This window comes from Hydrogenophaga crocea, assembly GCF_011388215.1.
Classification (GTDB): domain Bacteria; phylum Pseudomonadota; class Gammaproteobacteria; order Burkholderiales; family Burkholderiaceae_C; genus Hydrogenophaga; species Hydrogenophaga crocea.
In genome coordinates, this window is the sequence record NZ_CP049989.1 from 3336467 (window position 1) to 3357646 (window position 21180).

General features: G+C 63.5%; 24 protein-coding genes and 2 pseudogenes. 14 read left to right on the top strand and 12 right to left on the bottom strand.

What is annotated here, in order from left to right; genetic code table 11:
* The first annotated feature begins 23 nt into the window (after positions 1-23).
* Positions 24-512 carry a cupredoxin domain-containing protein gene (locus G9Q37_RS15640; protein WP_070400925.1) on the top strand — a complete coding sequence of 163 codons (489 nt, stop codon included), beginning with the start codon at positions 24-26 and terminating at the stop codon, positions 510-512.
* 36 nt (positions 513-548) lie between these two features.
* Complete coding sequence (locus G9Q37_RS15645) at positions 549-884, top strand: copper-binding protein (protein ID WP_070400924.1); 336 nt, start codon at positions 549-551, stop codon at positions 882-884.
* A 707-nt stretch (positions 885-1591) separates the two neighbouring features.
* On the opposite strand, the gene G9Q37_RS15650 is transcribed toward G9Q37_RS15645, so the two are convergent.
* The 10 genes from G9Q37_RS15650 to G9Q37_RS15695 all read right to left on the bottom strand — a co-directional run bounded on the left by G9Q37_RS15650 (position 1592) and on the right by G9Q37_RS15695 (position 12132).
* The gene (locus G9Q37_RS15650) at positions 1592-3940 is read right to left on the bottom strand and encodes a copper-transporting P-type ATPase (RefSeq protein ID WP_205710784.1); all 2349 of its coding nucleotides are present in this window, start codon (positions 3938-3940) and stop codon (positions 1592-1594) included.
* A gap of 94 nt (positions 3941-4034) precedes the next feature.
* Positions 4035-4274 carry a DUF2933 domain-containing protein gene (locus G9Q37_RS15655; RefSeq protein ID WP_070400922.1) on the bottom strand — a complete coding sequence of 80 codons (240 nt, stop codon included), beginning with the start codon at positions 4272-4274 and terminating at the stop codon, positions 4035-4037.
* Positions 4275-4411: 137 nt separating this feature from the next.
* Positions 4412-4669 (bottom strand): SHOCT domain-containing protein, encoded by a 258-nt coding sequence (locus G9Q37_RS15660; protein ID WP_070400921.1) that lies wholly within the window; start codon positions 4667-4669, stop codon positions 4412-4414.
* Between the two features lie 11 nt (positions 4670-4680).
* Complete coding sequence (locus tag G9Q37_RS15665; RefSeq protein WP_070400920.1) at positions 4681-5088, bottom strand: DUF302 domain-containing protein; 408 nt, start codon at positions 5086-5088, stop codon at positions 4681-4683.
* Between the two features lie 10 nt (positions 5089-5098).
* Positions 5099-5617 carry a hypothetical protein gene (locus tag G9Q37_RS15670; RefSeq protein WP_166228579.1) on the bottom strand — a complete coding sequence of 173 codons (519 nt, stop codon included), beginning with the start codon at positions 5615-5617 and terminating at the stop codon, positions 5099-5101.
* Between the two features lie 187 nt (positions 5618-5804).
* A complete protein-coding gene (locus G9Q37_RS15675) occupies positions 5805-6245 on the bottom strand; it encodes a hypothetical protein (RefSeq protein WP_166228581.1) in 441 nt (146 codons plus the stop codon).
* Between the two features lie 149 nt (positions 6246-6394).
* Positions 6395-8026 carry an AAA family ATPase gene (locus G9Q37_RS15680; RefSeq protein ID WP_166228584.1) on the bottom strand — a complete coding sequence of 544 codons (1632 nt, stop codon included), beginning with the start codon at positions 8024-8026 and terminating at the stop codon, positions 6395-6397.
* A gap of 17 nt (positions 8027-8043) precedes the next feature.
* Positions 8044-10122 (bottom strand): hypothetical protein, encoded by a 2079-nt coding sequence (locus G9Q37_RS15685; protein ID WP_166228586.1) that lies wholly within the window; start codon positions 10120-10122, stop codon positions 8044-8046.
* Between the two features lie 215 nt (positions 10123-10337).
* On the bottom strand, positions 10338-11837 hold the full coding sequence (locus G9Q37_RS15690; RefSeq protein ID WP_240936411.1) for a site-specific integrase: 1500 nt from the start codon (positions 11835-11837) through the stop codon (positions 10338-10340).
* Positions 11838-11871: 34 nt separating this feature from the next.
* Positions 11872-12132 (bottom strand): hypothetical protein, encoded by a 261-nt coding sequence (locus G9Q37_RS15695; RefSeq protein ID WP_166228590.1) that lies wholly within the window; start codon positions 12130-12132, stop codon positions 11872-11874.
* Between the two features lie 151 nt (positions 12133-12283).
* On the opposite strand from G9Q37_RS15695, the gene G9Q37_RS15700 reads away from it, so the two are divergent.
* A complete protein-coding gene (locus tag G9Q37_RS15700) occupies positions 12284-12502 on the top strand; it encodes a helix-turn-helix domain-containing protein (protein ID WP_166228592.1) in 219 nt (72 codons plus the stop codon).
* 329 nt (positions 12503-12831) lie between these two features.
* Here G9Q37_RS15700 and cadR read toward each other — a convergent pair whose 3' ends face one another.
* Positions 12832-13254 (bottom strand): Cd(II)/Pb(II)-responsive transcriptional regulator, encoded by a 423-nt coding sequence (cadR, locus tag G9Q37_RS15705; protein WP_166228594.1) that lies wholly within the window; start codon positions 13252-13254, stop codon positions 12832-12834.
* Positions 13255-13334: 80 nt separating this feature from the next.
* On the opposite strand from cadR, the gene G9Q37_RS15710 reads away from it, so the two are divergent.
* From G9Q37_RS15710 to G9Q37_RS15755, 10 genes and pseudogenes are all read left to right on the top strand, one after another.
* Complete coding sequence (locus G9Q37_RS15710; protein ID WP_166228596.1) at positions 13335-13991, top strand: cation efflux transmembrane domain-containing protein; 657 nt, start codon at positions 13335-13337, stop codon at positions 13989-13991.
* Complete coding sequence (locus G9Q37_RS15715; RefSeq protein WP_166228598.1) at positions 13975-14346, top strand: DUF3703 domain-containing protein; 372 nt, start codon at positions 13975-13977, stop codon at positions 14344-14346. Before G9Q37_RS15710 ends, G9Q37_RS15715 begins: the two co-directional genes overlap by 17 nt.
* Positions 14347-14372: 26 nt before the next feature.
* On the top strand, positions 14373-14747 hold the full coding sequence (locus tag G9Q37_RS15720) for a hypothetical protein (protein ID WP_166228600.1): 375 nt from the start codon (positions 14373-14375) through the stop codon (positions 14745-14747).
* A 95-nt stretch (positions 14748-14842) separates the two neighbouring features.
* Positions 14843-15367, top strand: a pseudogene (gene lspA / locus G9Q37_RS15725) (signal peptidase II).
* Positions 15364-15780, top strand: coding sequence for a disulfide bond formation protein B (locus tag G9Q37_RS15730; protein ID WP_166228602.1), 417 nt, complete (start codon positions 15364-15366; stop codon positions 15778-15780). Before lspA ends, G9Q37_RS15730 begins: the two are co-directional and overlap by 4 nt.
* Positions 15777-16433 carry a DsbA family protein gene (locus tag G9Q37_RS15735; RefSeq protein ID WP_166228604.1) on the top strand — a complete coding sequence of 219 codons (657 nt, stop codon included), beginning with the start codon at positions 15777-15779 and terminating at the stop codon, positions 16431-16433. Before G9Q37_RS15730 ends, G9Q37_RS15735 begins: the two co-directional genes overlap by 4 nt.
* Positions 16430-17062: an SCO family protein gene (locus tag G9Q37_RS15740; RefSeq protein ID WP_166228606.1), complete on the top strand. Its 633-nt coding sequence runs from the start codon at positions 16430-16432 to the stop codon at positions 17060-17062. Before G9Q37_RS15735 ends, G9Q37_RS15740 begins: the two co-directional genes overlap by 4 nt.
* 15 nt (positions 17063-17077) lie before the next feature.
* A pseudogene (locus G9Q37_RS15745) lies at positions 17078-17400 on the top strand (YnfA family protein).
* Between the two features lie 230 nt (positions 17401-17630).
* Entirely contained in the window at positions 17631-18254 is a 624-nt protein-coding gene (locus G9Q37_RS15750) for a tyrosine-type recombinase/integrase (protein WP_166228607.1), read from the top strand.
* A 379-nt stretch (positions 18255-18633) separates the two neighbouring features.
* Complete coding sequence (locus G9Q37_RS15755) at positions 18634-20151, top strand: recombinase family protein (RefSeq protein ID WP_166228609.1); 1518 nt, start codon at positions 18634-18636, stop codon at positions 20149-20151.
* Between the two features lie 56 nt (positions 20152-20207).
* Here the strand turns inward: G9Q37_RS15755 and G9Q37_RS15760 are convergent, their stop codons facing one another.
* A complete protein-coding gene (locus G9Q37_RS15760; protein WP_240936412.1) occupies positions 20208-20495 on the bottom strand; it encodes a hypothetical protein in 288 nt (95 codons plus the stop codon).
* Positions 20496-20726: 231 nt separating this feature from the next.
* Here G9Q37_RS15760 and G9Q37_RS22045 point away from each other — a divergent pair, with 231 nt between their 5' ends.
* Positions 20727-21170 carry a helix-turn-helix domain-containing protein gene (locus G9Q37_RS22045; protein WP_166228611.1) on the top strand — a complete coding sequence of 148 codons (444 nt, stop codon included), beginning with the start codon at positions 20727-20729 and terminating at the stop codon, positions 21168-21170.
* Positions 21171-21180 lie beyond the last annotated feature (10 nt).

Sequence of the window (21180 nt, forward strand, 5' to 3'; positions counted from 1 at the left end):
ATCTCACCATTTTGGAGTCATTCATGAAACTTCGCACTGCGGCCCTGCTCCTGTCACTGGCCTCGATCACCACCCTCGCGAGCGCCCATGGCAACGAGGAGCACAAGAAGGCCGGACCGGTCAAGATGGAGCAAAAGCCCTGGGGCATTGCCGGCAACGCCAAGGCGGTGAGTCGCACCATTGAGATCGGTATGACCGACGCCATGCGTTTCACGCCGGACAAGCTGGAAGTGCGGGAAGGTGAAACGGTGCGTTTCGTCCACACCAACTCGGGCAAGGTGATGCACGAGTTTGTGCTGGGCACCAAGAAGGAACTCGATGAGCACGCGGCGCTGATGAAGAAATTCCCCGGCATGGAGCACGAGGAGCCCTACATGTCGCATGTGGCGCCCGGCAAGCGGGGCGAGATCGTCTGGCAATTCAACCGCGCTGGCGAATTCGACTTCGCCTGCCTGCTGCCCGGCCACTACGAAGCCGGCATGGTCGGCAAGATCAAGGTCGTGGCCAAGTAAGTCACCCCGCTCATCTCAATAACTGGGACAAAGAACATGAAACTCACTTCCATTCTCGCGGTGGCCAGCCTTTCCCTGGCAGCACTCACCCAACCTGCGATGGCTCAGACCATGGACCACGGCAAGATGGGCATGACCCAGGATCTGCCCATGGTCGACGCCGAGGTGCGGCGAGTCGACAAAGAGAACGGCAAGGTCACCCTCAAGCACGGCGCCATCAAGAACATGGACATGCCGCCGATGACCATGGTCTTCACCGCGCGCGACAAGGCCATGCTCGAAGGCATCGCTGTGGGCGACAAGGTGCAATTCACCGCCGTCAACGAGAAGGGGCAAATGCTGGTCGAGTCGATCAAGGCCATCAAGCCTTGACCTCTTGTTGACGCCCCGGATGCCCATGGAGCTCTGATGCGTCGCTGGATCGCGCCCCTGCTCTTAATGGACTTGCCTTGGCAGTCCCCGGCCATCATGGGCTCGTGAACCATGCCCTGAGCCTTAAGCTTGGAAGCTATCGTTTTTCGATGCGATGACCGACGTCCGCGATAACGGCATGGTCGACGGCAGCGTCAACTCCTGCAACGACTTTGCCGCCCGGCGCGCACCGGTCAGGTGTGCTAGGTCGATGCCGCACGTGTATCAGCCCGCGACTGGCCGGCGCTAGCCGCCTTCGTCGTGACCTTTGCCGCACTACCAAGCGTCCCACACGTCCGTGACCGGCGTGGCAGGCACCCTGGCTCAAACCTTCCGGCGTCTGGCGATCACTTGCGCGGTTTGCGGCATTCGCACTCAGCGAGTGCGTATTCGCGAGCTGCCAGTACTGTCCCAACTCTGGCAAGTTCTTATGGTGTCCTCGCCCAGCGCTGCCATTGGCTGCACTGGGCGTTGCGCGCATCAGTGCGCCCCACAGGCGGGGCTTATCTTCCGGTCCGTCTCCCCAGCCCTCCGTACCCTTGTCTGGAACCAAGCACTCATCCTCGCGCAGGCGCGCTCGGCAGAGCGTAGAAGCGCTCAACCTAGCTGGGCCAAGCTGCTCCGAGGCCGACCAAGGGAGTGAGCGCGTGGATGCCCAGCCATATGTCTCAGACGCGCGCCGAGCGAAGCCTCAGTGCGTTCAGCACCACCGACAGCGACGAGGCGCTCATGGCGAAGGCGGCGAAGATCGGCCCGATGAGCAGGCCGATGAAGGGGTAGAGAATACCCGCGGCTACCGGTACGCCGGCGGCGTTGTAGACCAGCGCGAAGAACAGGTTCTGGCGGATGTTCCTCATCGTCGCGGTAGCCAGCCGCCGTGCGCGCACGATGCCGGTCAGGTCGCCCTTGACGAGGGTGAAGCCGGCGCTCTCGATAGCCACATCGGCGCCGGTGCCCATCGCGATGCCCACATCGGCCTGCGCCAGCGCCGGCGCGTCGTTGACGCCGTCGCCGGCCATCGCCACCTTGCGCCCCTGGGCCTGCAACTCCTGGACGATGCGGGCCTTGTCTTGGGGAAGGACGTCGGCGCGGATTTCGTCGATGCCCAGACGCGCGGCGACCGCCTTGGCCGTGCGCTCGTTGTCGCCGGTGGCCATAATGAGGCGCAGGCCCAGCGCGTGAAGTGCCTTGATCGCCTCCGGCGTACTGGCCTTGACCGGGTCGGCCACCGACACCAGACCGGCAACGGCTCCGTCCAGCACAACAAACATGACCGTCTGGCCTTCGTCGCGTGCGGCGTCGGCCTTGGCGGACAGCTCCGTGCCGTCGAGACCCAGATCCTTGACCAACTTGAGGTTGCCCAATGCCACCGATTTACCGTCGACGCGGCCTTTGACGCCCTTGCCGGTGACCGCCTCGAAGTCCTGCGCCTCGACCAACTTGACGCCACGCTCCTCCGCACCCTTCACGATGGCCTCGGCCAGTGGGTGCTCCGAGCCCTTCTCCAGGGTCGCAGCCAGACGCAACACCTCGGCTTCGTCGTGCCCCGGCTCGGGCATCACGGCCACCAGCTTCGGCTTGCCCTCGGTGAGAGTGCCGGTCTTGTCGACGATCAGCGTATCGACCTTCTCGAAGCGCTCCAGCGCCTCGGCGTTCTTGATGAGCACACCCATCTGCGCGCCGCGGCCGGTGGCGGTCATGATCGACATCGGCGTGGCCAGCCCCAGCGCACAGGGGCAGGCGATGATAAGCACCGCCACCGCCGACACCAGCGCGTAGGCCAGTGCCGGCGCCGGACCCCAGATCGCCCAGGCGATGAACGAGGCCACCGCAATGCCGATCACCGCCGGCACGAAGCGGCCGGCCACCATGTCGGCCCACTTCTGGATCGGCGCACGGCTCTTCTGCGCGCTGGCCACCATGTCCACGATCTGCGCCAGCAGGGTGTCGGCACCGACACGCGTGGCTTCCATCACCAAGCTGCCGGTACCGTTGATCGTGGCGCCGGTGAGCCTGTCGCCGGCCACCTTCTCGACCGGCACCGGCTCGCCGGTGATCATGCTCTCGTCGATTGAAGAGCGGCCGTCAACGACGGTGCCGTCCACCGGCACCTTGTCACCCGGGCGCACGCGCAGGCGGTCGCCAACCTGCACCTGCTCGAGCGGGATCTCAGCTTCTGTGCCGTCGGGGCGGATCACGCGCGCGGTCTTTGCCGCGAGGTCGAGCAGCGCGCGAATCGCTTTGCCGGTGCCTTCGCGAGCTCGAAGCTCCATCACCTGGCCAAGCAGCACCAGAGTGACGATGACCGCAGCGGCCTCGAAGTAGACGCCGACCGTACCGGTCGCTGGGTCGCGAAATCCGGCCGGGAAGATTCCTGGCGCGGCCAGCGCTACCACCGAGTAGATGAACGCCGCCGCCACGCCCATGCCGATGAGGCTGAACATGTTCAGACTCCAGGTGCGGAACGAGGTCCAGCCACGCTCGAAGAAGGGCCAGCCGGACCACAGGATCACCGGTGTGGACAGCGCGAGCTCGATCCACATTGCATTGTGCTCGCCGAAAAATTCGCGCACGGCGGTGATACCAAGGAATGGCGACATCGTCAGCACGAGCAAAGGCACCGTCAGCACAGTGGCAACCCATAGGCGACGCGTGAAGTCCACGAGCTCAGGGTTCGGGCCGTCGTCGGCCGCGGCCGAGGCGCCCTCTAGCTGCAGGCCCATGCCGCATAGCGGGCAGGCGCCGGGCCTGGTCTGGCGCACCTCGGGGTGCATCGGGCAGGTGTAGACGCTACCGCGCCAGTCGGCTGGCACCTTGTCATAGGCGCTGGCCGCTGTTGCCTTGGCAGGTGTCGACGCGCCATGCGCGGCTTGACCGTGACCTGCGTGATCGTGGTGCGCATGGCCAGCATGGCCATGAACAGCATGGGCGTCGGCCGAGACCTGATCCATTGGCACCAGAAACATGCCGCACTTCGGGCACTTGCCGGGGGAATCCTGCTGGACCTCCGTGTGCATCGGGCACGTATAGGTCGTCACGGCATCGATTGCGACCTGTCCGGTCGATCGCTCGTCGTGGTCACGGGGGCGTTGTTGGGGCATATCCATGGTCTCAACCCTTGTCGCTGTCGTTGCGTGGACCGGCGCTCTGGCCACCATACCCGCCGTGCCCGCCATGGCCCCCATGACCGAGGAACAGGTGCATCAGCGGACAGGCCAGCAGCAGCAAGTAGATCCAGTTGCCAGCGACATGATTCCAGTGCTCGCGCAGCAGGTAGAAGCCGCCCACCAGCGCCACCATCAGCAGGGCCGTCTTCAGCGGCCTGCCCAGGCTCGAGGAGGACCGCTTCATATCTGGGGCAGGCCGCGAATCCGGGCCTTGCAGGGAACCGTGCGAGTGGTCATGCGTATTCATCGTGTCGTCCTTTCGTGATGCGTCGCGGAGCTCGAGTGCTCGTACTCAGCGTAGACCCTGACAACGTGTCAATGTCAAGGGCCTGCCGCGCGATCGCGTTGCAGAAGCGCCCTGCGTTTCTCGTACTCCTCGGGCGTGCATTCGCCGCTGGCCAATCGCCGCTGCAGCAGTTCGAGCGGCGTCTCACGCCGCCCAGTCATGCGACGCGCATCGTTCGTTCGCTCTCCCGCCCGACCCCACAGTGCCCAGACAAATGCCGCAACGATGCCGACCCAGAAGATCCACCACAGGAAGTGCATGCCGCCCATGAACCATCCGCCGTCGAAATACATATGCATCTCCTTCAACTTTGGTTTGGCGCCATGAGGGCGCTGCGGACGCGCTGCAACCGTGCGCGAACTTCGATAGCCACCTTGGCGACCTCGGGGTCGTCGGTGAGCTGCAGCACGGCCACCGGATCCATGAAGCCGGCGACGAGGCGGCCGTCGGCCTCCTCTCGCACGACCACGTTGCACGGCAGGAGCAGACCTATGTCGGGCTCTGCGCTCAGCACGCGGTGCGCCAAGGGCGGGTTGCAGGCGCCGAGGATGCGGTAGGCACGGCCGTCGACACCGAGCTTGGCCTTCATCGTGGCCTGCACATCGATCTCAGTCAGCACCCCGAAGCCCTCGACCTTGAGCGCCTCGACAACGCGCTGGACGGCCGCATCAAAGTCGCTGTCGGGTAGGTCGCAGTGGAAACCGTAGCTCATCTGTCGCCCCTCACTTGTTGGCAGGTGCCGGCGCCATACGGTCCATCATCATCTGCATCATGGACTGCATCATGTCCATTCGCTGCTCCATCATCTGCTGGCGCGACGCCATGTCGCCAGGTTGAGCGGGGTCGGCTCCAGGACGATTGCCGCCCGCCATTGCGCCGCCGCCCATGCCCATGCCCATGCCCATGCCCATGCCCATGCCACCCATCATGGCCATGCCGTCCTGCATCAGCTTCATCTGCTCTGCCATCAGCGCATTTCGCTCCTCCGGCGTCTTGGCCGCAAGCATCTTGTCGTGCATCGCCTGCATGGCCTTCATCTGCTCGGCGTAGCCAGACGGCCCTGTAGTCGTACCGGACATGCCCATGCCTTGCGGAGCCTGCTGTGCCTGGGCCACGCGCTGCGCAGCCGATGCCGCAGGGTGATGGGCGTCATGATCGTCATTGCCAGCTGCAAAAGCCGAGGCGGCCAGCAGGGACAGCGTCGCGCCAGCAATGATCGTGATCTTGTGAACGGGTGTCATGGAAAGCTCCTGTCGAACGAAAGTGATTCGGAAAGTTCTGGTCGGATCTCAGTGTCGTGGTCGCACCTGAATACGGTGCCATGCGGACAACAGGCAGATGGCGCCTGCTGGCATGCGAGGGACGACGGGATGCACAAGTGCGTGCTCAAGCCGCCCCATGCTCCGGGACGGACGCGAGGACGAGGCGCTATAGCGCCAGACGTGAGAGTCGAGTGCGCGGCGGGATCGCGTCGGGGACCGGCAACGGGGCGGCGACGGAATCACCCGCCAAACGTGCGACGCTCGAAGTCCACGCTACCGAAAGCAGGAGCAGCGGCGCGTGGCCAAGGTCGACTGCAGCAGGCGTGGCGTCGGGTTGCACGCGGGTCTGCGACGTGGCGTCGCAGAGATCGAGACAAAGCAGATCGTCTGCCCCAGCGTCATTGCCATGCAAGGGCACGGCACCCCCGTGCCCCGCCATCACGATGGCTGCCGCCAGGGCACCGCCGCTTGCGTCGGCGTGAGCATGCGTCTTCCTGTCCTGCAGGACGCAGGCGTTTGCCCAAGACACGCTGATGGCAAACAGCCAGAACACCAGCATCGCCGCGGCAATGCGGCGCAAGGTTCTGGGTCGGCGGATCGGTACCATGGTGCTCACGAAGGAATGACACAGATTCTAGGTACGGGTTTCGCTAGCCATTTGACGCAGGTCAACGCCGCGGCCGATATGAATACAGTCTGTCGGGTCTCGATACGGGCCCACTCCCAGTCGAGTCAACCGAATGTGTATCCAGGAGATTAGTGGAGCCAGGGTGCTTCACGATCGCCGCCCGCATCGACCGGAACGATCTCACTAGAAAGGTGCGATACCGCCACCCGATGTGCTCCGCAGCGGGTAGCAGCGGCTGCCGCACTCAAAGTTGCCTGAAAGATCTCCCGCGCACTTAAGTGCGCCAACGCCACCACGATTCGTCGGTCAGGCTCCGCTGCCCCGAACCCCGCCGCCTTCAGCGCGTGCTTAACCACGCTCCGAGATAACTGAATCGCCTGCTCCGCATCCGGCGGCGTGATCAGGAACTCCTTGAAGCGCGAACGCAGCGTGGCCGGGACCCACCAGGGGTAGTTAGCCGTGGCGATCCAAGTGAGCTGGCTCGCATCGAGTTCCAGGTCCAGACTGATGTCCCGCACCTGTGCGGCTGAGACTGGCTCCAGCAGCGAGTGCAGCACCCCGGTTGGCGATGAGAACCCGCCTGAGGTCTTGCCCATCGTCTGTGCCTTGTCCAACTCATCCAGGATCACGAGTGGGTTGGCGTACTCACCCAGGCCAAGCAGATCGAAGACCAGCCCATAGCGCGAGTTGCCCCAGACAGCGTCCGAGCCAAGCAGCGCCCCGGAGGTTTCGGCCTGATCCATTGGGTGGCGGCGCACCGGCACCCCGAGCACCTTGGCCAGGGATTCGCAGAAGTGGGTCTTGCCGACACCCGGTGGGCCGTAGAGCAGCACGGGAGGTAAGCGCACCGGTGGCACCGGCGCCTTCACCTGGTCTGCCGCCTCAAGGCTCGAGCTTGAACCTTTGCCCGCGCCCTTCCCTGCCCTGGCCTTCTTTCTCTTCACTGGCGCTTGGCCGGTCTCGGCCACGCCCGCCGCGAAGCACATCTTCTGCAGCGCCACGTGGTTCGCAATGAACTGGATGACTTCACCGAAGTGCGGGTGATCCTCCTGCAGCGCCAGGATCGCCTCCACCGACGCCGGACTTCCGATCCGCCGCCAGGGCCCCCGCACCTTGAGCAGGTAGCCCAGCGGCTCGTTCCTTTTCTTCGCGTCCGAATCCACGCTCTGCGCCGAAGCCGCCATGCGCTGAACGTCCTCCTCCCTGTACACCCGCAGGCGCTGAGTCAGGGGCAGTTTCTCGATCTGGGCCCGAAGCTTGCCCTGATCCGGGTTGAAGCCCATGCGACGCAGTTCGGCCTCCATCTTCTCCCGGGTTTGCTGCGACTGTCGCTCGGCTTCCCTGGCAACAAGCTCCTGTCGCTCTCGCTCACGCTCTTGTTCTCGCGCTCGCTCTCGCTGCACCGGATCATCCTCCCGACGCACGTGCTTGCCGTGTTCGTCGGTCTCGGCCGATTCAGCGGCCTCCTTCTCAAGGCGCTGCTTGAGCTTCTTGAACTGCTCGGCCACGCCAGGGGGCAGCAGGAGCTCGTGCTCGTAGCTGTCGGCGAAGTGGGGTAGGCCCACGAAGTTGCCGTCCTGCAGCAGCCGCGAGCGGCCTTGCGCAGGAGGTGCGGTGAAGCTGGGCGGTCGGCGCCTGGCCTGCGGGGCCAGCTCCCAACCCGGCTTGGGGCGCAAGTACGGGCTCACCGCGTCAACCATGGACACGCCTGGTCCGATCGGGTCGGGGGTCTCGGGATCGGTCCTCTTGGGGTCGGTCATGTCTGCTCTCCCCGGCCTCACTTCAACGCGCGCAGCTTGTTGAAGTGGCTGATGCGGATCTGCTCGATCGCAGGCGGAACACCCCGCGCTCCGAAGCGCCGGCCCACCTGCCCTTTCTCGATGAAGGACAGGGCCACCTCGGCCTCTGGCCGCTTGCGCACCAGGTGAGCAGCCAGGCGCTGCAGCACCAGCACGGCTTTGGGCCCTGAGTACATCAAGGCGTAGACCTGCCGGTTGTGGCCGATGCGGCGTTTGACCTCATGGATCGGGGCGGGCACGCCCACGCACACCCGGAAGTGCTTCAAGGTCTGCAGGCAGTTCTGCGTCACCTGCACCACCAGGCGGTAGGTGCTGGCGCGGTTCGGGTACGTCTGCCGAACAATGGTCACGCACCCATCGCCATCGAGCATGCCGGCCGCCCAGGACAGGCTCGGGCGGGGCCAGGGGATGGAACGGTTTTCGTAGGCACGGCGCTCGTGGTCCGGAATGCGAACGGGTGTCGGCTTCGAGCCCAAGCCTGAGAACATGGCCAGCGACGACAGCCGCGCGGAATCATCGACATCGCTGTCGTCGATCTCGGGCATCTCGGTGAGTGGGCCTTCGTCCAGGTCGAGAGCGAGCTGGTCCTCGTCGATATCGGCACCGGCTAGGTCGGCGGAGTCTTCGGCATAGGCCTGGCCACCAGGTTCAACCGGTTCAGCTGGGACCCGCGACAGCGCCGCCGTCACCAGCGTGGGCACGGGATCCAGCGGCAGTGGCTGCTGGGCTTCGCCATCCGCATCGCGCAGCCGGGCATACGCTTCGCGGCGCGCCAGTCGCATGGCATCGCCGAAGGTCTGCGCCATGAGCGCAAACCGTGGGTTCACCGGATTCTTGCCCAGCGGGCCGTGCTTGCTGCCGATGCGGTACTGCTGGTGCACTGCGTCGGAGAGCAGCCGCTGCAGCCAGACCCCATCGTTGACCCCGTCTTCAACAGTTCCCTTCATGCCACCCTGGTCATCCCCTTCAGCACTCATCGGCTCCATGTTGATGAAGCGCGTGAGCAGGCTCCGCAGCGTGAGCTGGGTCAGCGGGTGCGCGGCGCGCTCGCCTTCGCGTTCACGCGCCATGGCCTCGCTTGAGGAATAGTCGCCACCCGACATCAGATCCGGCGCTGCATGCAGCGCCCCCAACTCAGCAATCAGGCAGGCCAGACGAACGAGCGAGGTTTCGTCGCGGGTCAGCTCATGAGAGTTGACCTGCTCGGCTGCGACCACACCCAGGGCCAGCGGGTGCACCACGCTGCGCGCACGCACCTCAGGCAGCAGCGCCACCAGCGCCTGCTCGATGTCGGCCCGTGCGATCGCGGCCATGAAGAACGCCTGGTGAGCGGGCTTCAGGCTCAGGATGGCGTGGCTCAGGTCGGCGGTGACGCCTTCCGACAAGCCCAGGTGATCGAGCAGCCAGGGGCCGGAGCCGCGGCCCGATCGCGGCTGATCGATGCCCGTGACCAGCAGAGCATCACTAGGCACGCCGGGCACTCGTGTCTTAGCGGCGCGGATCCAGCGCACGCGGGGAGAAGCCGACTGGGCGATTTCGGTCTGCTCCGTGGGCGTGGGCAGCACCAGCGTCTGGTCACCGCTGCCCAGCAGGGCGATCGACGCACTGCCCTCGCGGCGCGGGCAGATCTGGCCGTGCTGGTTCATGTACGGGCCCACGGGGCCGAACGGGAAAGTGGCACTCAGCAGCGTATTCATGCGAAACACCGAGCCGGGCTCGGCGAGTTCACCCAACACGTTGGGCATCTCCTCGCCGGGGGAGACGGCATAAGGCGTAAAGCCACCGGTGCCCGTGCCAGTGCCGGCGTCGGAACGAGGCGAGTTTTCCGGTTTGGCCTTGTCGTTGGCCGCCTGCTTGTTCAGGCGCGCCGAGAGCTGGCTGCGCACCTCCTTCTCGAACTCGCCCATGTTCTTGGAGAGCTCCTGCAGGATGGTCGGCATGGCCAGGGCGTGGGCCACCGGGTCGCCGTGCGGCTGGATGTGGCCGGCGAGGCCATGGGCTGCCTGGTCAACGGCCGGGTTGTTGATCGGGGCGGTGGTCTTCAGTTTCGAATTCATAGTCTTGGTCCTTGGTGATGAATGGACAAGTCGGGTTTCGGGTTTGGAGATCGGGCTGTTCTGGGCGGTGGTTTCGACGTGTTCTCGTTGTCTTGGGGCTGCTTCAGGCAAGGCTTCGCCTCACCGGTGCAGCGGACACATCGGTCCGGCCGGTCAATCAGTCAGTTGGTAAGGGTTCGTGGGTCGAGAAAAGCGCCTGGGCGCTCAGCGCTGCGCTATGAGCCGTGCCTCAGGAACGGCGGCAGCGGGGGTGGCCTGAGCAAGGCGGCAAGTTCTGCCTCACCCGGATCGGTGACGGTTCGATTCCGGCTTTCGGCACCCGATGCAGCTTTGCGGCATCGCGGCGCAGGCAGCACCTCGAAGGCTTGCGCCTCGTTGGCCGCCGGTGCCGAGCTGGCTTGCCCGCCCTGAAGCGGCGCGCCAGGCTGCGACACGAGAGCCGACGGATCGAGCGCATCGTTGGCCGCGGTCTCGGCCGATGCAGCATGCGCCCCAGCCCGATGGGCCGCTGGCAACATGGCCGCCTCTTCCGGCAGGCGCACCACCAGACCCTGCACCGGGGCGACCGAAATGTGCTGCTTCAAGAGCCGCTCCATCGCCGAGCCGTCCCGACGGGTCAGGTTGGGCACATAGCGGCTGTACACCCGAAACAGCATCTCGGTGCTGGTGTGGCCGAGCTGGCGCGCGATCCACTCCGGTGCTTCGCCCGCGGCGAGCCACAGGGTGGCAGCCGTGTGCCGCATCTGGTACGCCCTGCGGTGAGGGATGTTGAGATGGCGCAGGAGCGGCGACCAGACCCGATTCAGAAAGTTCTGGTTGTCGATCGGCTCGCCCTTGCGGTTGCAGAAGACGAACTCGGAGAGTTTTCCGGTGACCTTGAATTGCGCCTGCAGGGCGTCGAACACCAGGTCGGTCATCTGGATGTCGCGCACGCTGCCATCGGTCTTGAGCTCATCCTCCTCCTTCATCACGATGGCCTCGCGAACCAGGATCAGGCGACGCTCGAAGTCGATGTACTTCCACTTCAGGCCGTGCACCTCCCCCGTTCGCATGCCGGTGAAGAAGCGCACGGTGAAGTAGTTGCGGAAGTCGGCCCGCACGGTCGTGAGGATCTGCTGGACCTCCTCGAGCGTGAAGGGCATGACGTCGGTCCTCTTCATCTTCAGCGGCTTGATGTTGCGAAACGCGGACGTAAACTCCAGCCGGTCGGCCGCCTCGTTGAGGATCTGGCGCAGCGGCTTCATCACGGAGTTGATGCGACGGTTGGACAGCGTGGAGAGGCTTTTTCGGGCGGGTACTTTGGCGAGTGATGCCCGAAAAGCCAGAACGTCTGCCTTGGTGATGTGGCCGACCTCTTTGTCCCCGAAGTACGGGATCAGGTACTGGTCCAGCGATCCCCGTTGCGTGACACGGTAGCTGCGGCGCCAGGACACTTCACACTCGGCGAACCACATGTCGGCGAAGTCCTTGAACAAGGGCGTGCCGCTGCGCGTGGTGGGCTGAGCAGCTTCAGCGTCGTTGCTCGAAGCTTCGGAGTCCGTCTGGCCAGACTTGGCTGGAAGCGGCTTTCCGAAGGTCTTCTCGTAGTCAAACGTGCCGAGGGCGATTTCGCCTTCGATGCGCTCGAGGGCCTTTTGTAGGCGCTTGCGGTTGGGCTCCGTATCCGGCAGCGCGGTCTGCTCGCGCAGGCGTTGGCCGAGGTACTTGAAGTCCAAGAACAGGAGCCCAGACTCGGGGCGGCGGCGAATACTACCCACGGAGCGCACCTCCGTTGGTCATCGGGATGCCGGAACTCATCACCTGCGAGTGGCGGGCCATGTCCTCTTGGATGTGCTCCCAGATGTAGAGGGTCTTGCGGCCGCCAAAGGGACGGATGTAGTGCCGGCCTTCGATGAGCACGCTGTCCTTCAGCCGATCGCGGATCGTTCGGCTGTCGTACTTGATCAGCGCTGACAACTCATCGGTCGTCAGGTAGGTCTGGTGCGGCCCAGCCAGGATAGGGACTTGCATGGTTGGCTCTCCTTTCTTGAGCAGTTACACTGGGAGACCAGTTTGCAAAGCAACAGGTGTTTTTGATCTCCTGTAGGTCACTATATCTCACGCTTTGACCCGCAACAACCCTTTTTGATCTTCTGCAGATCATTTTCTGACGAACGGCATCATGATCCGCTGTCACTTCGCCCGCTTGATGGGGGAGCGCAAGCTCAAGATCGCGGACGTCGCACGCGATACAGGGATCAATCGGGGGACGCTGACCAGGCTGTACTACGAGACCGCGGAGCGGATCGAACTGGAGGTACTCGATCAGCTTTGCGAGTACTTTCAGATCGACATCAGTGATCTGCTTGAACGGGTCAACTCAGACCAGGCGTCAGGGTAGGTCAGGCCCGTTTGATGCGGCGAAGTAGCTTGCGACTCTTGTCCAGCTCGAAGGACAGTTGAGCAGCGGTTGCTGCCGGCCGATAGCCAGTTCTGTGTGAGCGCTGTATGCCAATTTGCGGTCGTTTGTCCACGAAACGGCTAGGCCGACATCTTGCCTGGAGCGGAGTGGCCGCTAGACTGCCGCAATCGGCCAGGAGCGGGCGGTCATCCTGCAGGACGCCCCTCTGTAACGGTCGATGCCGAGAGGCCCGCTTTGGGCCCGTTGATGCCGTTCACGCTTCGGATGGCTATGTCCGGTACCAACATATAACGAGCGTTGACGTGGCTTTATCCTGAATGGCATGCACATGCTTCCCCGTGCGCCGCAGACACCAGTTCGTCGAGGATGCCGCAGCGCCCTTCGTGAGTGCCGTTGCAGCGCGCCCGCAGCTGCAGCAACTGCTTCTCCAGCGCCCGCATGCTCTTGAGGCGTGCCCGCACGCGGGTCAGTTGCTCGTCCACCAGCAGATCCACTTCGCCAAAGTGATCTTCGGGCGCATCCAGATAGCTCAGAAGCTGATGAACATCGGCCAGTGGCATGTCCAGCGCCCGGCAGTGGCGAATGAAGGCCAGGCGCTCCAGATGGGTCGCTTCGTAGTCGCGGTACCCGTTGTCGCGCCGCGCCGGCTCGGGCAGAAGACCCTGCTTTTCGTAGTAGCGGATGGTTTCAACATCCACGCCCGTGGCGCGGGCAAGGTCCTTGATCTGCATGTTGAAGCCCTCAGTTCAAACAAGTGATTGACACTGTAGCGGCTCCAGGGTTTCCAATGCAGGCATCGAAAGGAAAAACCATGCCAGCCCATTGCTGTGACCACGAAACTCCCAAGGTTGATGCCATCCTCAACCTGCGCCGCTACCGCAGGATCCTATGGATAGCCCTGATCGTCAACGCCGCCATGTTTCTCGTCGAGATCGGCGCGGGCGTGCAGGCGGGTTCGCTTTCGCTGCTGGCCGACGCGGTCGACTTTGCGGGCGACGCGCTCAACTACGCCGTGTCGCTGGCGGTGCTGGCCTCGGCGCTGGCCTGGCGCGCCCGCGCGGCCATGCTCAAGGCTGTGAGCATGATGGGCTTTGGCCTGTATGTGCTGGGCGCTGCGGTGTGGTCCGTGTGGCACGGCGGTGTGCCGCAGGCCATGACCATGGGCGCGGTGGCGCTGCTCGCGTTGGTGACCAACGTGGCCGTGGCGTGGATGCTCTACGCATTTCGAGAAGGCGACGCCAATATGCGCAGCGTGTGGCTGTGCTCGCGCAACGACGCCATCGGCAACGTGGCCGTGTTCATGGCCGCGCTCGGCGTGTTCGGCACCGGCTCGGCTTGGCCCGACCTGGCGGTGGCCAGCCTGATGGCGGCGCTGGCATTGCACGGCGGCTGGACGGTGTTGCGCCAGGCGCGCGGTGAGCTGGGCGAAGACAGCGCAAAGGAAGACCACCATGGCCACGTCCACTAAGGCATCGGGCGGTCGCCGATTTGATGGCGCCGCCCACGCCCAACTGATCCAAAGCGCAAAAACCGCAGCCTCCGCAGAGCAGTCTTGGCTGTACCTGGAGGCGGCCCATGTCGTGGGGCAGCTGCACGTCAAGCCGCACCTGCAGACCCACGCACAGATGTTGAACTTGGCCTTGCGCACCCGCGACTGGTCCGAGGCAGTAGGACAGGTGATGCGGCTGGCGCTGGTACCGCTGGGCCACCTGAGCGGGCGCCTACCGCTGGGCAACCCGGGCCGGTCCGCCGTGAGTGCCTTTGATCCCTTGCCTGTGCGTCCCGAGCTGGCTGAGCTGATAGCCCGTGCACGCGGCCATTGAGATGGCTGCCGCTTAAAATTCGTCGCATGCGCGCTTTTCTGATCTTGTTGATGCTCACGCTGCTGCCGCTGCAATTTTCTGCTGCAGCGGCTGCGGCGTGCTGCGGCCACGTTTCGGCCACGCAGGGGCCGCAAGCCACGCACCATCAGTCCAGCCATGGGCAGGCGGTGGAGGGCGTTGAAGACGGCGTCGTTGGCGACAGCGGCTTTGATCTAGATTGCGGAACCTGCCACGCTAACTGCGCCGCCACTGTCACTGCGACCACCGCGTCCATGGCCATCACTGCGGGCGCTGAACAGGTCGAACACCTCGCCGAACGCCGCTTGCTTTCCTGGCATGAGCAACCGTATCGTCCCCAATGGTCCACCCCGACAGGTTCGGGGTGGAACGATGTCGCCTGATGCGCTGACAGACACAACTTCCCCGATCCCCAGGCTTCAAGCGGCCGCCGTCTCAGACGGAGGCTGACCTCGGATCGTTTTGGAAGGACTCTCTCATGACCGCTCGCTGGACCCAGCGAAATCCCAGGTGGACATGGCTCGCCGCCGTGGCCATCCTTCTCTTGCTGGATCAATCCACCAAGTCGTATTTCTCCACCATCCTCGAACTGGGTGAAGCGGTTCGGGTCACCGACTGGTTCAACTTCGTGCATGTGCTCAACGCAGGTGCGGCATTCTCGTTTTTGGCGGATGCCGGTGGCTGGTAACGCTGGTTTTTCATCGGCGTTTCGGTGCTGGTGGTGGGCTTCGTTTCAGTGGTATGCCTCGCGCGGCAAGCCGAACCGATGGACCGCTGGCTGGGCGCCTTTGTGGCTGGCGGTGGTGGCGGCAACCTCGTGGACCGCGTCCAGATCGGCGCTGTGGTGGATTTCCTCGACTTTCACTGGCGCAACATCCATTGGCCGGCCTTCAATCTCGCCGATGTCTTCATCGTCTGCGCCGCGCTGACCTGGTGCCTTGCTTCATTGAAAGCGCCACCGCGCCAACCGACCCGCAAAACCCCTGAGGAGCTTCCTTCATGAAGCGTGGATGGTTCTGGATCCTGGGCGCCTGGGCCTTCGCTCTGGCGTCCACTCTCGGGGCGCTTTTCATCGGTGAAGTCATGGGCATGACGCCCTGTCTGCTCTGCTGGTATCAGCGCATCTTCATGTTCCCGTTGGCCATCATCCTGGGCATGGCCGCGTTCGCCGAAGACCGCCGCGGTGCGGTGTACGCGTTGCCGCTGGCCTTGGGTGGTGCCGCCATCGCGGGCTACCACACCGCGCTGATCGCTGGGTGGGTGCCCCAGTGGTGGGTGCCCTGCGGCGCCGGGCCTTCGTGCAGCGAACAGAGCCTAGAGATCCTGAACGGCATCCAGATTCCCTGGTTGTCTCTCCTAGCCTTCATCGCCATCGCCTTCCTGCTTTTTGTTTATTTGAGAAAGTCCCGTTCATGAACGCCAAAAAATTCACCGTCATCGGTCTGGTGGCTATCGTTGCCTTGTTCTTCTACCTGGGCATGAACGCCTACCAATCGCGGGTGCAGACCGCGCAAGACGTTCAGGTCAAGGCCGAGCAGACGCGCCTGGTACGCATGCACTCGCCGGTGTTCGGCCCGCAGAACGCGCCGGTCACCATCGTCGAGTTTTTTGACCCCGCCTGCGAGACCTGCCGCGCGTTCTATCCCATCGTCAAGAACCTGATGGCCCAGTACCCCGACGACGTACGGCTCGTGATCCGATACGCGCCGTTTCACCAAGGTTCAGACGTAGTGGTCAAGCTGCTGGAGTCGGCCAAGAGCCAGGCCAAGTACCAGCCGGTGCTGGAATCGTTGTTAGCCGCGCAGCCCGCCTGGGCCGACCACGGTCAACCCAGCATCGAGACCGCATTCAAGGTAGCCGAGCAGGCCGGGCTGGATCTCGTCAAGGCGCGGCAGGACATGGAAAAACCCGGTATGCAGGCCGTCCTGCAGCAGGACATAGAAGACCTTACCGCGCTGCAAGTCACCAAGACGCCCACCTTCTTCGTCAACGGCCGCAGCCTGTCCAGTTTCGGGCCCGATCAGCTTGCCGCACTGGTAGCAGAAGAAGTGGCCAAGGTGAAGAAATGAGAGAGATGGCTCCCGTACGTCCTTTCAACCGACGCAAGGTGTTGGTGTTGAGCGCTTCGTGGTTTGCGTCAGGTGGTCTCCTGGCGGGCTGTTCGCCCCGGGCGCCCATCTTCAAGAGCACCGACATCACAGGGGCTGCTTTTGCACAGGACCTAAAGCTCACCGACCACACCGGGCAGGTCCGCACCATGGCCGATTTCCGCGGTAAGGCTGTGGTGGTGTTTTTCGGCTTCACGCAGTGCCCCGATGTGTGCCCCACCTCCATGACCACCCTGGCCGAGGTAAAACGCCTCATGGGCGATCAAGGCAAGCAGTTGCAGGTGCTCTTCATCACAGTGGACCCGGAGCGCGATACGTTGCCCTTGCTCAAGGAGTACATGACCAACTTCGACCCGAGCTTTCTGGCGCTGCGCCCCGAACCGACCGAGCTCAAGGCCGTCGCTGACAGCTTCAAGATCTACTACCGAAAAGCCGAGGGCTCGACACCCACCTCGTACACGATGGACCATTCGGCGGGTAAGTACGTGTTCGACACCAGCGGAGCCGTGCGCCTGTTTTCGAGTTACGGGACCGAGCCGGGTGTGATCGCCGAAGACATCCTGACCTTGCTGAAATCCATGGACGTCTGACCACCCGTTGCCGGTATGAAAACTCTGCTGCTCTACCTGGTCACCGCCATCGCCGAGATCGTGGGCTGCTACTTGCCGCTGCTGTGGCTGCGTGGGCAGGGGTCGGGCTGGTTGTTGTTGCCCGCAGCGGCCGTGAGCCTAGGAACATTTGCATGGCTGCTCACCCTGCACGCTGCGCCTTCGGGCCGCGTGTATGCGGCGTATGGCGGGGCTATGTAGCCGTGGCGCTGGGGTGGCTTTGGACGGTGGACGGCGTCCGCCCGAGTAACTGGGATATGGCCGGTGTCGCTGTGGTGTTGCTGGGCATGGCGATCATCGCGTACCAACCCAGGGCATGAAATACCCCTGGTCACTGCCCAAGTGACCACGGGAGTCGCGCTCGCTCAGGTGGAGTTCCTAACGGCCGCTTTATGTTTCAACCAGCCGATCGTCGAGCTTCGGAGAGTGTCCGCGATTGGCCGATAGCGGGCATGCTAGCTCAGCAGGGACCTGTAACAAAGCAACTTTTGGGGATCCACGTGCCAAGGTGGTTCATGCTGCTTGCCCCTCAACTCGATGGGAGACCATCATGCAAGCAGCTTCATCGGTTATTCACGGCGAGCCGTGGAACAAGGGCAAGATCATCGGGCAGAAGGCTCCGTTCAAGCTGAAGGACATCTGGGCGCTGCGCGTGCGCCTGCAAATGGAATGCAGGGTCCGAGAGCTAGCCCTTTTCAATCTGGGCATAGACAGCAAGTTGCGAGGATGCGATCTGGTTGCCCTCAAGGTGCGAGACGTGTGCCATGGAGATCAGGTGGCGTCGCGTGCAACCGTCTTGCAGCATAAGACCCAGCGACCAGTTCAATTCGAGATCACATCAGCGACTCGGGAGGCCTTGCAGACGTGGATCAAGAAGGCAGCGCTGCGCCAGGAGGACTACCTTTTCCCCAGTCGTATTCACGATTCACCTCACCTTGGGACACGTCAGTACGCTCGGATTCTGGGGAGATGGGTCGATGAACTTGGCTTGGACCGAGCCGACTATGGAACTCATTCGATGCGCAGGACCAAGGCGACCTTGATCTACAAGCGGACCAAGAATCTGCGCGCAGTGCAGTTGCTCCTCGGCCACTCGAAGCTGGAATCTACCGTCAGATATCTAGGCATTGAGGTCGATGATGCTCTGGAAATCTCGGAGCAGACAGAAATCTGACCCCAGACCTGTGGCGAACATGCCCGCCAGCACCCAATGGGCTGGATGGCGGGCAGTAGCAAGTTGCGCGGACCGACCATGGGGTCGATGGCCAGCTGGGACGACTGATATCGGAGGCAGCGGACATTCGCCGCTCGATTGCCGATCGACCGAGATCAGTCTAAAGCGGGTCCTCGTGCGATGGGCTGGAGCCCCTGGCGGCGAAGAGTTTCCTGCGGTCAAATGCACCGACTACTAACACTCGTGCGCCCTGCGCGCGCAAAGTGCTGAGCCGGACGCATGCCGGGGCAAATGCAGTCTCAGCGGCCGAGTGCAGGGGCGGACGTCCAAGAGGCAGCCTAACCCGCGGGCCGGCCCTGACTTTCCCGTGGAGGGCACCATGGCGATCAGTGATCCGGGCAGTCACCCCCATAGCCGTAGGCGCGCCGCGGCCTACGTCCGCATGTCGACCGATCATCAGGAGCTCTCCATCGGCTTTCAGATGACTGCGATTCAGGCCTACGCGGTCGCCCAGGACATTGAGCTGGTCGCCGTGTACGAGGACGCTGCCAAGAGCGGGCTAGAGATCAAGAACCGGGCCGGCATGAAACGGCTGCTCAGAGACGTGATGGACGAGCCCAGGCCATTCGATGTCGTACTGGTATACGACGTCAGCCGTTGGGGCCGCTTCCAGGACATCGATGCTGCCGCGTACTACGAGTACACCTGCCGCATGCACGGAGCCGACGTGATCTACGTGAAGGAGTTGTTCGGTACCGCCCAGGACCCTATGACTGCCCTGCTCAAGACGCTCAAGCGGGCGATGGCCGCGGAGTACGCCCGCGAACTGGGGGTGAAGTGCCGCGATGGTCAAGACCGAGCAATTCAGCTGGGCTACCAGGTCGGCCCTTTGCCCCCCATCGGTCTCACGCGCGTGGCGGTCGATCGGCTGGGGAACCGACGACTCCTTGGCCGGCATCAGCACAAGGGCGCCCAGAGCGATCGCGTCGCCTGGATCCATGGGCCGCAGTGGGAGGTCGAGCTGGTGCGCCGTATCTTCACCATGTACGCCGATGAACGCGGCTCCATCAAGAGCATCGCGCGCCAACTGCAGTTCGAGGATCACCGAACGGCAGAGGGTAAGCGATTCACCCAGGGTGCGGTCTCCAACGTGCTGCGCAACGAAGCGTTTGCGGGTAACTTCGTTTGGGGGAAGACATCCGCGCCAGCCCGCAAGAAGCCCCACCGGGAAACCCGCGCCAACGCGGTCATCGAACCGATCGTGAGCCAGGAGCTTTGGGAGACGGTTCACCGAAAGCTCTGCAGACGCCGCTTTCAACGACGCGACAAGACCGAGTTGCTTGCTGAGCTGCAGCAGCGGTTGCGGGAGAACCCGACACTCAGTCAGATTGACCTGGAGGCCACGGGCCTGGCATCTAAGGAGACTTACGCAAGGGCGTTCGGGTCATTCCGGGTTGCCCTCGAGCTCGCCGGGCGAGATCTACAACTCGCCCGTAGCCATCACCTGGCTCGCATTGAGTCCGGTCGGGCCGTGGGTGACTTGATGCAGGACGACCTGATCGAGCTCTTTCGCTCAAATGGCATCGAGTGCAGCAGCCACCCCCGCAGCCGCGTTCTGTTGTTCACGGATGGGACCCGACTGCGCTTGCAGCTCTGCTGGCCGCACCGAGCGCCGGAAGGATTGCGCTGGCACGTGCTTAAGAAGGCCGAGCCCCGCGCAGCCTTCGTTCTATTTGCCCTCATGAACCAAGAGCGGCGGGCGCTCTGGTTCAGCCTCAAGCCCATGGAGGAGTTTCGACGTCTTCCTCCTTGGGTCGAGGAGCTTCCTCCGGACGCGTTCGGTCCTGTCTACACCGCTGATGAACTTGTCACCCTGGCTAGGCGGCTCCTAGTCTGAGTCACCCCCCCTTCATCCGCGGTACCGTCTGATTGTGGGCAGGTACCAGCAAGGATTCAGTCCGTTGGGACTGGAGGTTCGTTCTTCTGTTCCCGCACGATGGCCAGCCCAACTTGCAACGCGATCTTTTCGGCGGCCTCTTGCCACGACCAACCCTCGGGCATCTGGGCGGCGTCCGTTTCCTCCAGCGCGAGGATCACACGGCTCTCGACGACATCGCGAAGACGGGTGATACGGTCCCTGTCCAGCGAAAGGCCGCGAACTATCCGGTGTGCCATCACCATGTCCATCGCAAGGCGCATTCGCTTGCGAAGCTCGACGGGATCGATGTCTTCAGTGCGCATGAAGCAAGGATAGCGCTGCTACGGGGAAAGTCGGCATGCCGGATCAAGCCTCGGAGCCGAGTCGTAACGCCCGCTTGAGGCCTCCCCGTCGATCGGTGGCAAGGCGAATCGACCAACAGGGCCAGATTGATTTCGAAAACTGCACCACGCTCCCCTGAACTGGGGTAGGTACATATATATGTGCCGGACGCCAGGTTTTGCAAACTGGTTGCATGGACGTACGATGTGGCGATGCCCAACCTTGCACAGACTCTCAAACAAGAAATCGCCCGCATCGCCCGAAAGGAGGTACGGGAGGACGTCACGGCGCTTCGAAAGGCAGCCTCCACGTACAGGTCGGAGATTGCAGCGCTCAAGCGATCGGTGAAGGACTTGCAGGTGCAACTGCGCGCCACCCAAAGAGCGTTCTCTCGTGGCGCACCTGCTCAAGCGCAGGAAGGCTCGTCATCGCGTCCAGGTCGAAGGCCAACCTTTAACGCCGAGCGCCTGAAGGCCAAGCGACAGGCACTTGGACTGAGTCAGGCGCAGATGGCCTCGCTCCTCGGGATCTCCGCCCTCAGTCAATGGAAGTGGGAGTCAGGCCAGGTAACGCCGCGCGCTTCAAAGCTAGCGCGCTACTTCGCGGTCATGGCCATGGGTAAGCGAGAGGCTACCAAGCAACTCGGGACGCCCTAGCCGAGTCCGT

Excerpts from the sequence above, each read along its gene's own strand:
- G9Q37_RS15640 (WP_070400925.1), top strand. The coding sequence starts at position 24 with ATGAAACTTCGCACTGCGGCCCTGCTCCTGTCACTGGCCTCGATCACC.
- G9Q37_RS15645 (WP_070400924.1), top strand. The coding sequence starts at position 549 with ATGAAACTCACTTCCATTCTCGCGGTGGCCAGCCTTTCCCTGGCAGCA.
- G9Q37_RS15650 (WP_205710784.1), bottom strand. The coding sequence starts at position 3,940 with ATGCACACGGAGGTCCAGCAGGATTCCCCCGGCAAGTGCCCGAAGTGC.
- G9Q37_RS15655 (WP_070400922.1), bottom strand. The coding sequence starts at position 4,274 with ATGAAGCGGTCCTCCTCGAGCCTGGGCAGGCCGCTGAAGACGGCCCTG.
- G9Q37_RS15660 (WP_070400921.1), bottom strand. The coding sequence starts at position 4,669 with ATGTATTTCGACGGCGGATGGTTCATGGGCGGCATGCACTTCCTGTGG.
- G9Q37_RS15665 (WP_070400920.1), bottom strand. The coding sequence starts at position 5,088 with ATGAGCTACGGTTTCCACTGCGACCTACCCGACAGCGACTTTGATGCG.
- G9Q37_RS15670 (WP_166228579.1), bottom strand. The coding sequence starts at position 5,617 with ATGACACCCGTTCACAAGATCACGATCATTGCTGGCGCGACGCTGTCC.
- G9Q37_RS15675 (WP_166228581.1), bottom strand. The coding sequence starts at position 6,245 with ATGGTACCGATCCGCCGACCCAGAACCTTGCGCCGCATTGCCGCGGCG.
- G9Q37_RS15680 (WP_166228584.1), bottom strand. The coding sequence starts at position 8,026 with ATGACCGACCCCAAGAGGACCGATCCCGAGACCCCCGACCCGATCGGA.
- G9Q37_RS15685 (WP_166228586.1), bottom strand. The coding sequence starts at position 10,122 with ATGAATTCGAAACTGAAGACCACCGCCCCGATCAACAACCCGGCCGTT.
- G9Q37_RS15695 (WP_166228590.1), bottom strand. The coding sequence starts at position 12,132 with ATGCAAGTCCCTATCCTGGCTGGGCCGCACCAGACCTACCTGACGACC.
- G9Q37_RS15700 (WP_166228592.1), top strand. The coding sequence starts at position 12,284 with ATGATCCGCTGTCACTTCGCCCGCTTGATGGGGGAGCGCAAGCTCAAG.
- cadR (WP_166228594.1), bottom strand. The coding sequence starts at position 13,254 with ATGCAGATCAAGGACCTTGCCCGCGCCACGGGCGTGGATGTTGAAACC.
- G9Q37_RS15710 (WP_166228596.1), top strand. The coding sequence starts at position 13,335 with ATGCCAGCCCATTGCTGTGACCACGAAACTCCCAAGGTTGATGCCATC.
- G9Q37_RS15715 (WP_166228598.1), top strand. The coding sequence starts at position 13,975 with ATGGCCACGTCCACTAAGGCATCGGGCGGTCGCCGATTTGATGGCGCC.
- G9Q37_RS15720 (WP_166228600.1), top strand. The coding sequence starts at position 14,373 with ATGCGCGCTTTTCTGATCTTGTTGATGCTCACGCTGCTGCCGCTGCAA.
- G9Q37_RS15730 (WP_166228602.1), top strand. The coding sequence starts at position 15,364 with ATGAAGCGTGGATGGTTCTGGATCCTGGGCGCCTGGGCCTTCGCTCTG.
- G9Q37_RS15735 (WP_166228604.1), top strand. The coding sequence starts at position 15,777 with ATGAACGCCAAAAAATTCACCGTCATCGGTCTGGTGGCTATCGTTGCC.
- G9Q37_RS15740 (WP_166228606.1), top strand. The coding sequence starts at position 16,430 with ATGAGAGAGATGGCTCCCGTACGTCCTTTCAACCGACGCAAGGTGTTG.
- G9Q37_RS15750 (WP_166228607.1), top strand. The coding sequence starts at position 17,631 with ATGCAAGCAGCTTCATCGGTTATTCACGGCGAGCCGTGGAACAAGGGC.
- G9Q37_RS15755 (WP_166228609.1), top strand. The coding sequence starts at position 18,634 with ATGGCGATCAGTGATCCGGGCAGTCACCCCCATAGCCGTAGGCGCGCC.
- G9Q37_RS15760 (WP_240936412.1), bottom strand. The coding sequence starts at position 20,495 with ATGCGCACTGAAGACATCGATCCCGTCGAGCTTCGCAAGCGAATGCGC.
- G9Q37_RS22045 (WP_166228611.1), top strand. The coding sequence starts at position 20,727 with ATGCCCAACCTTGCACAGACTCTCAAACAAGAAATCGCCCGCATCGCC.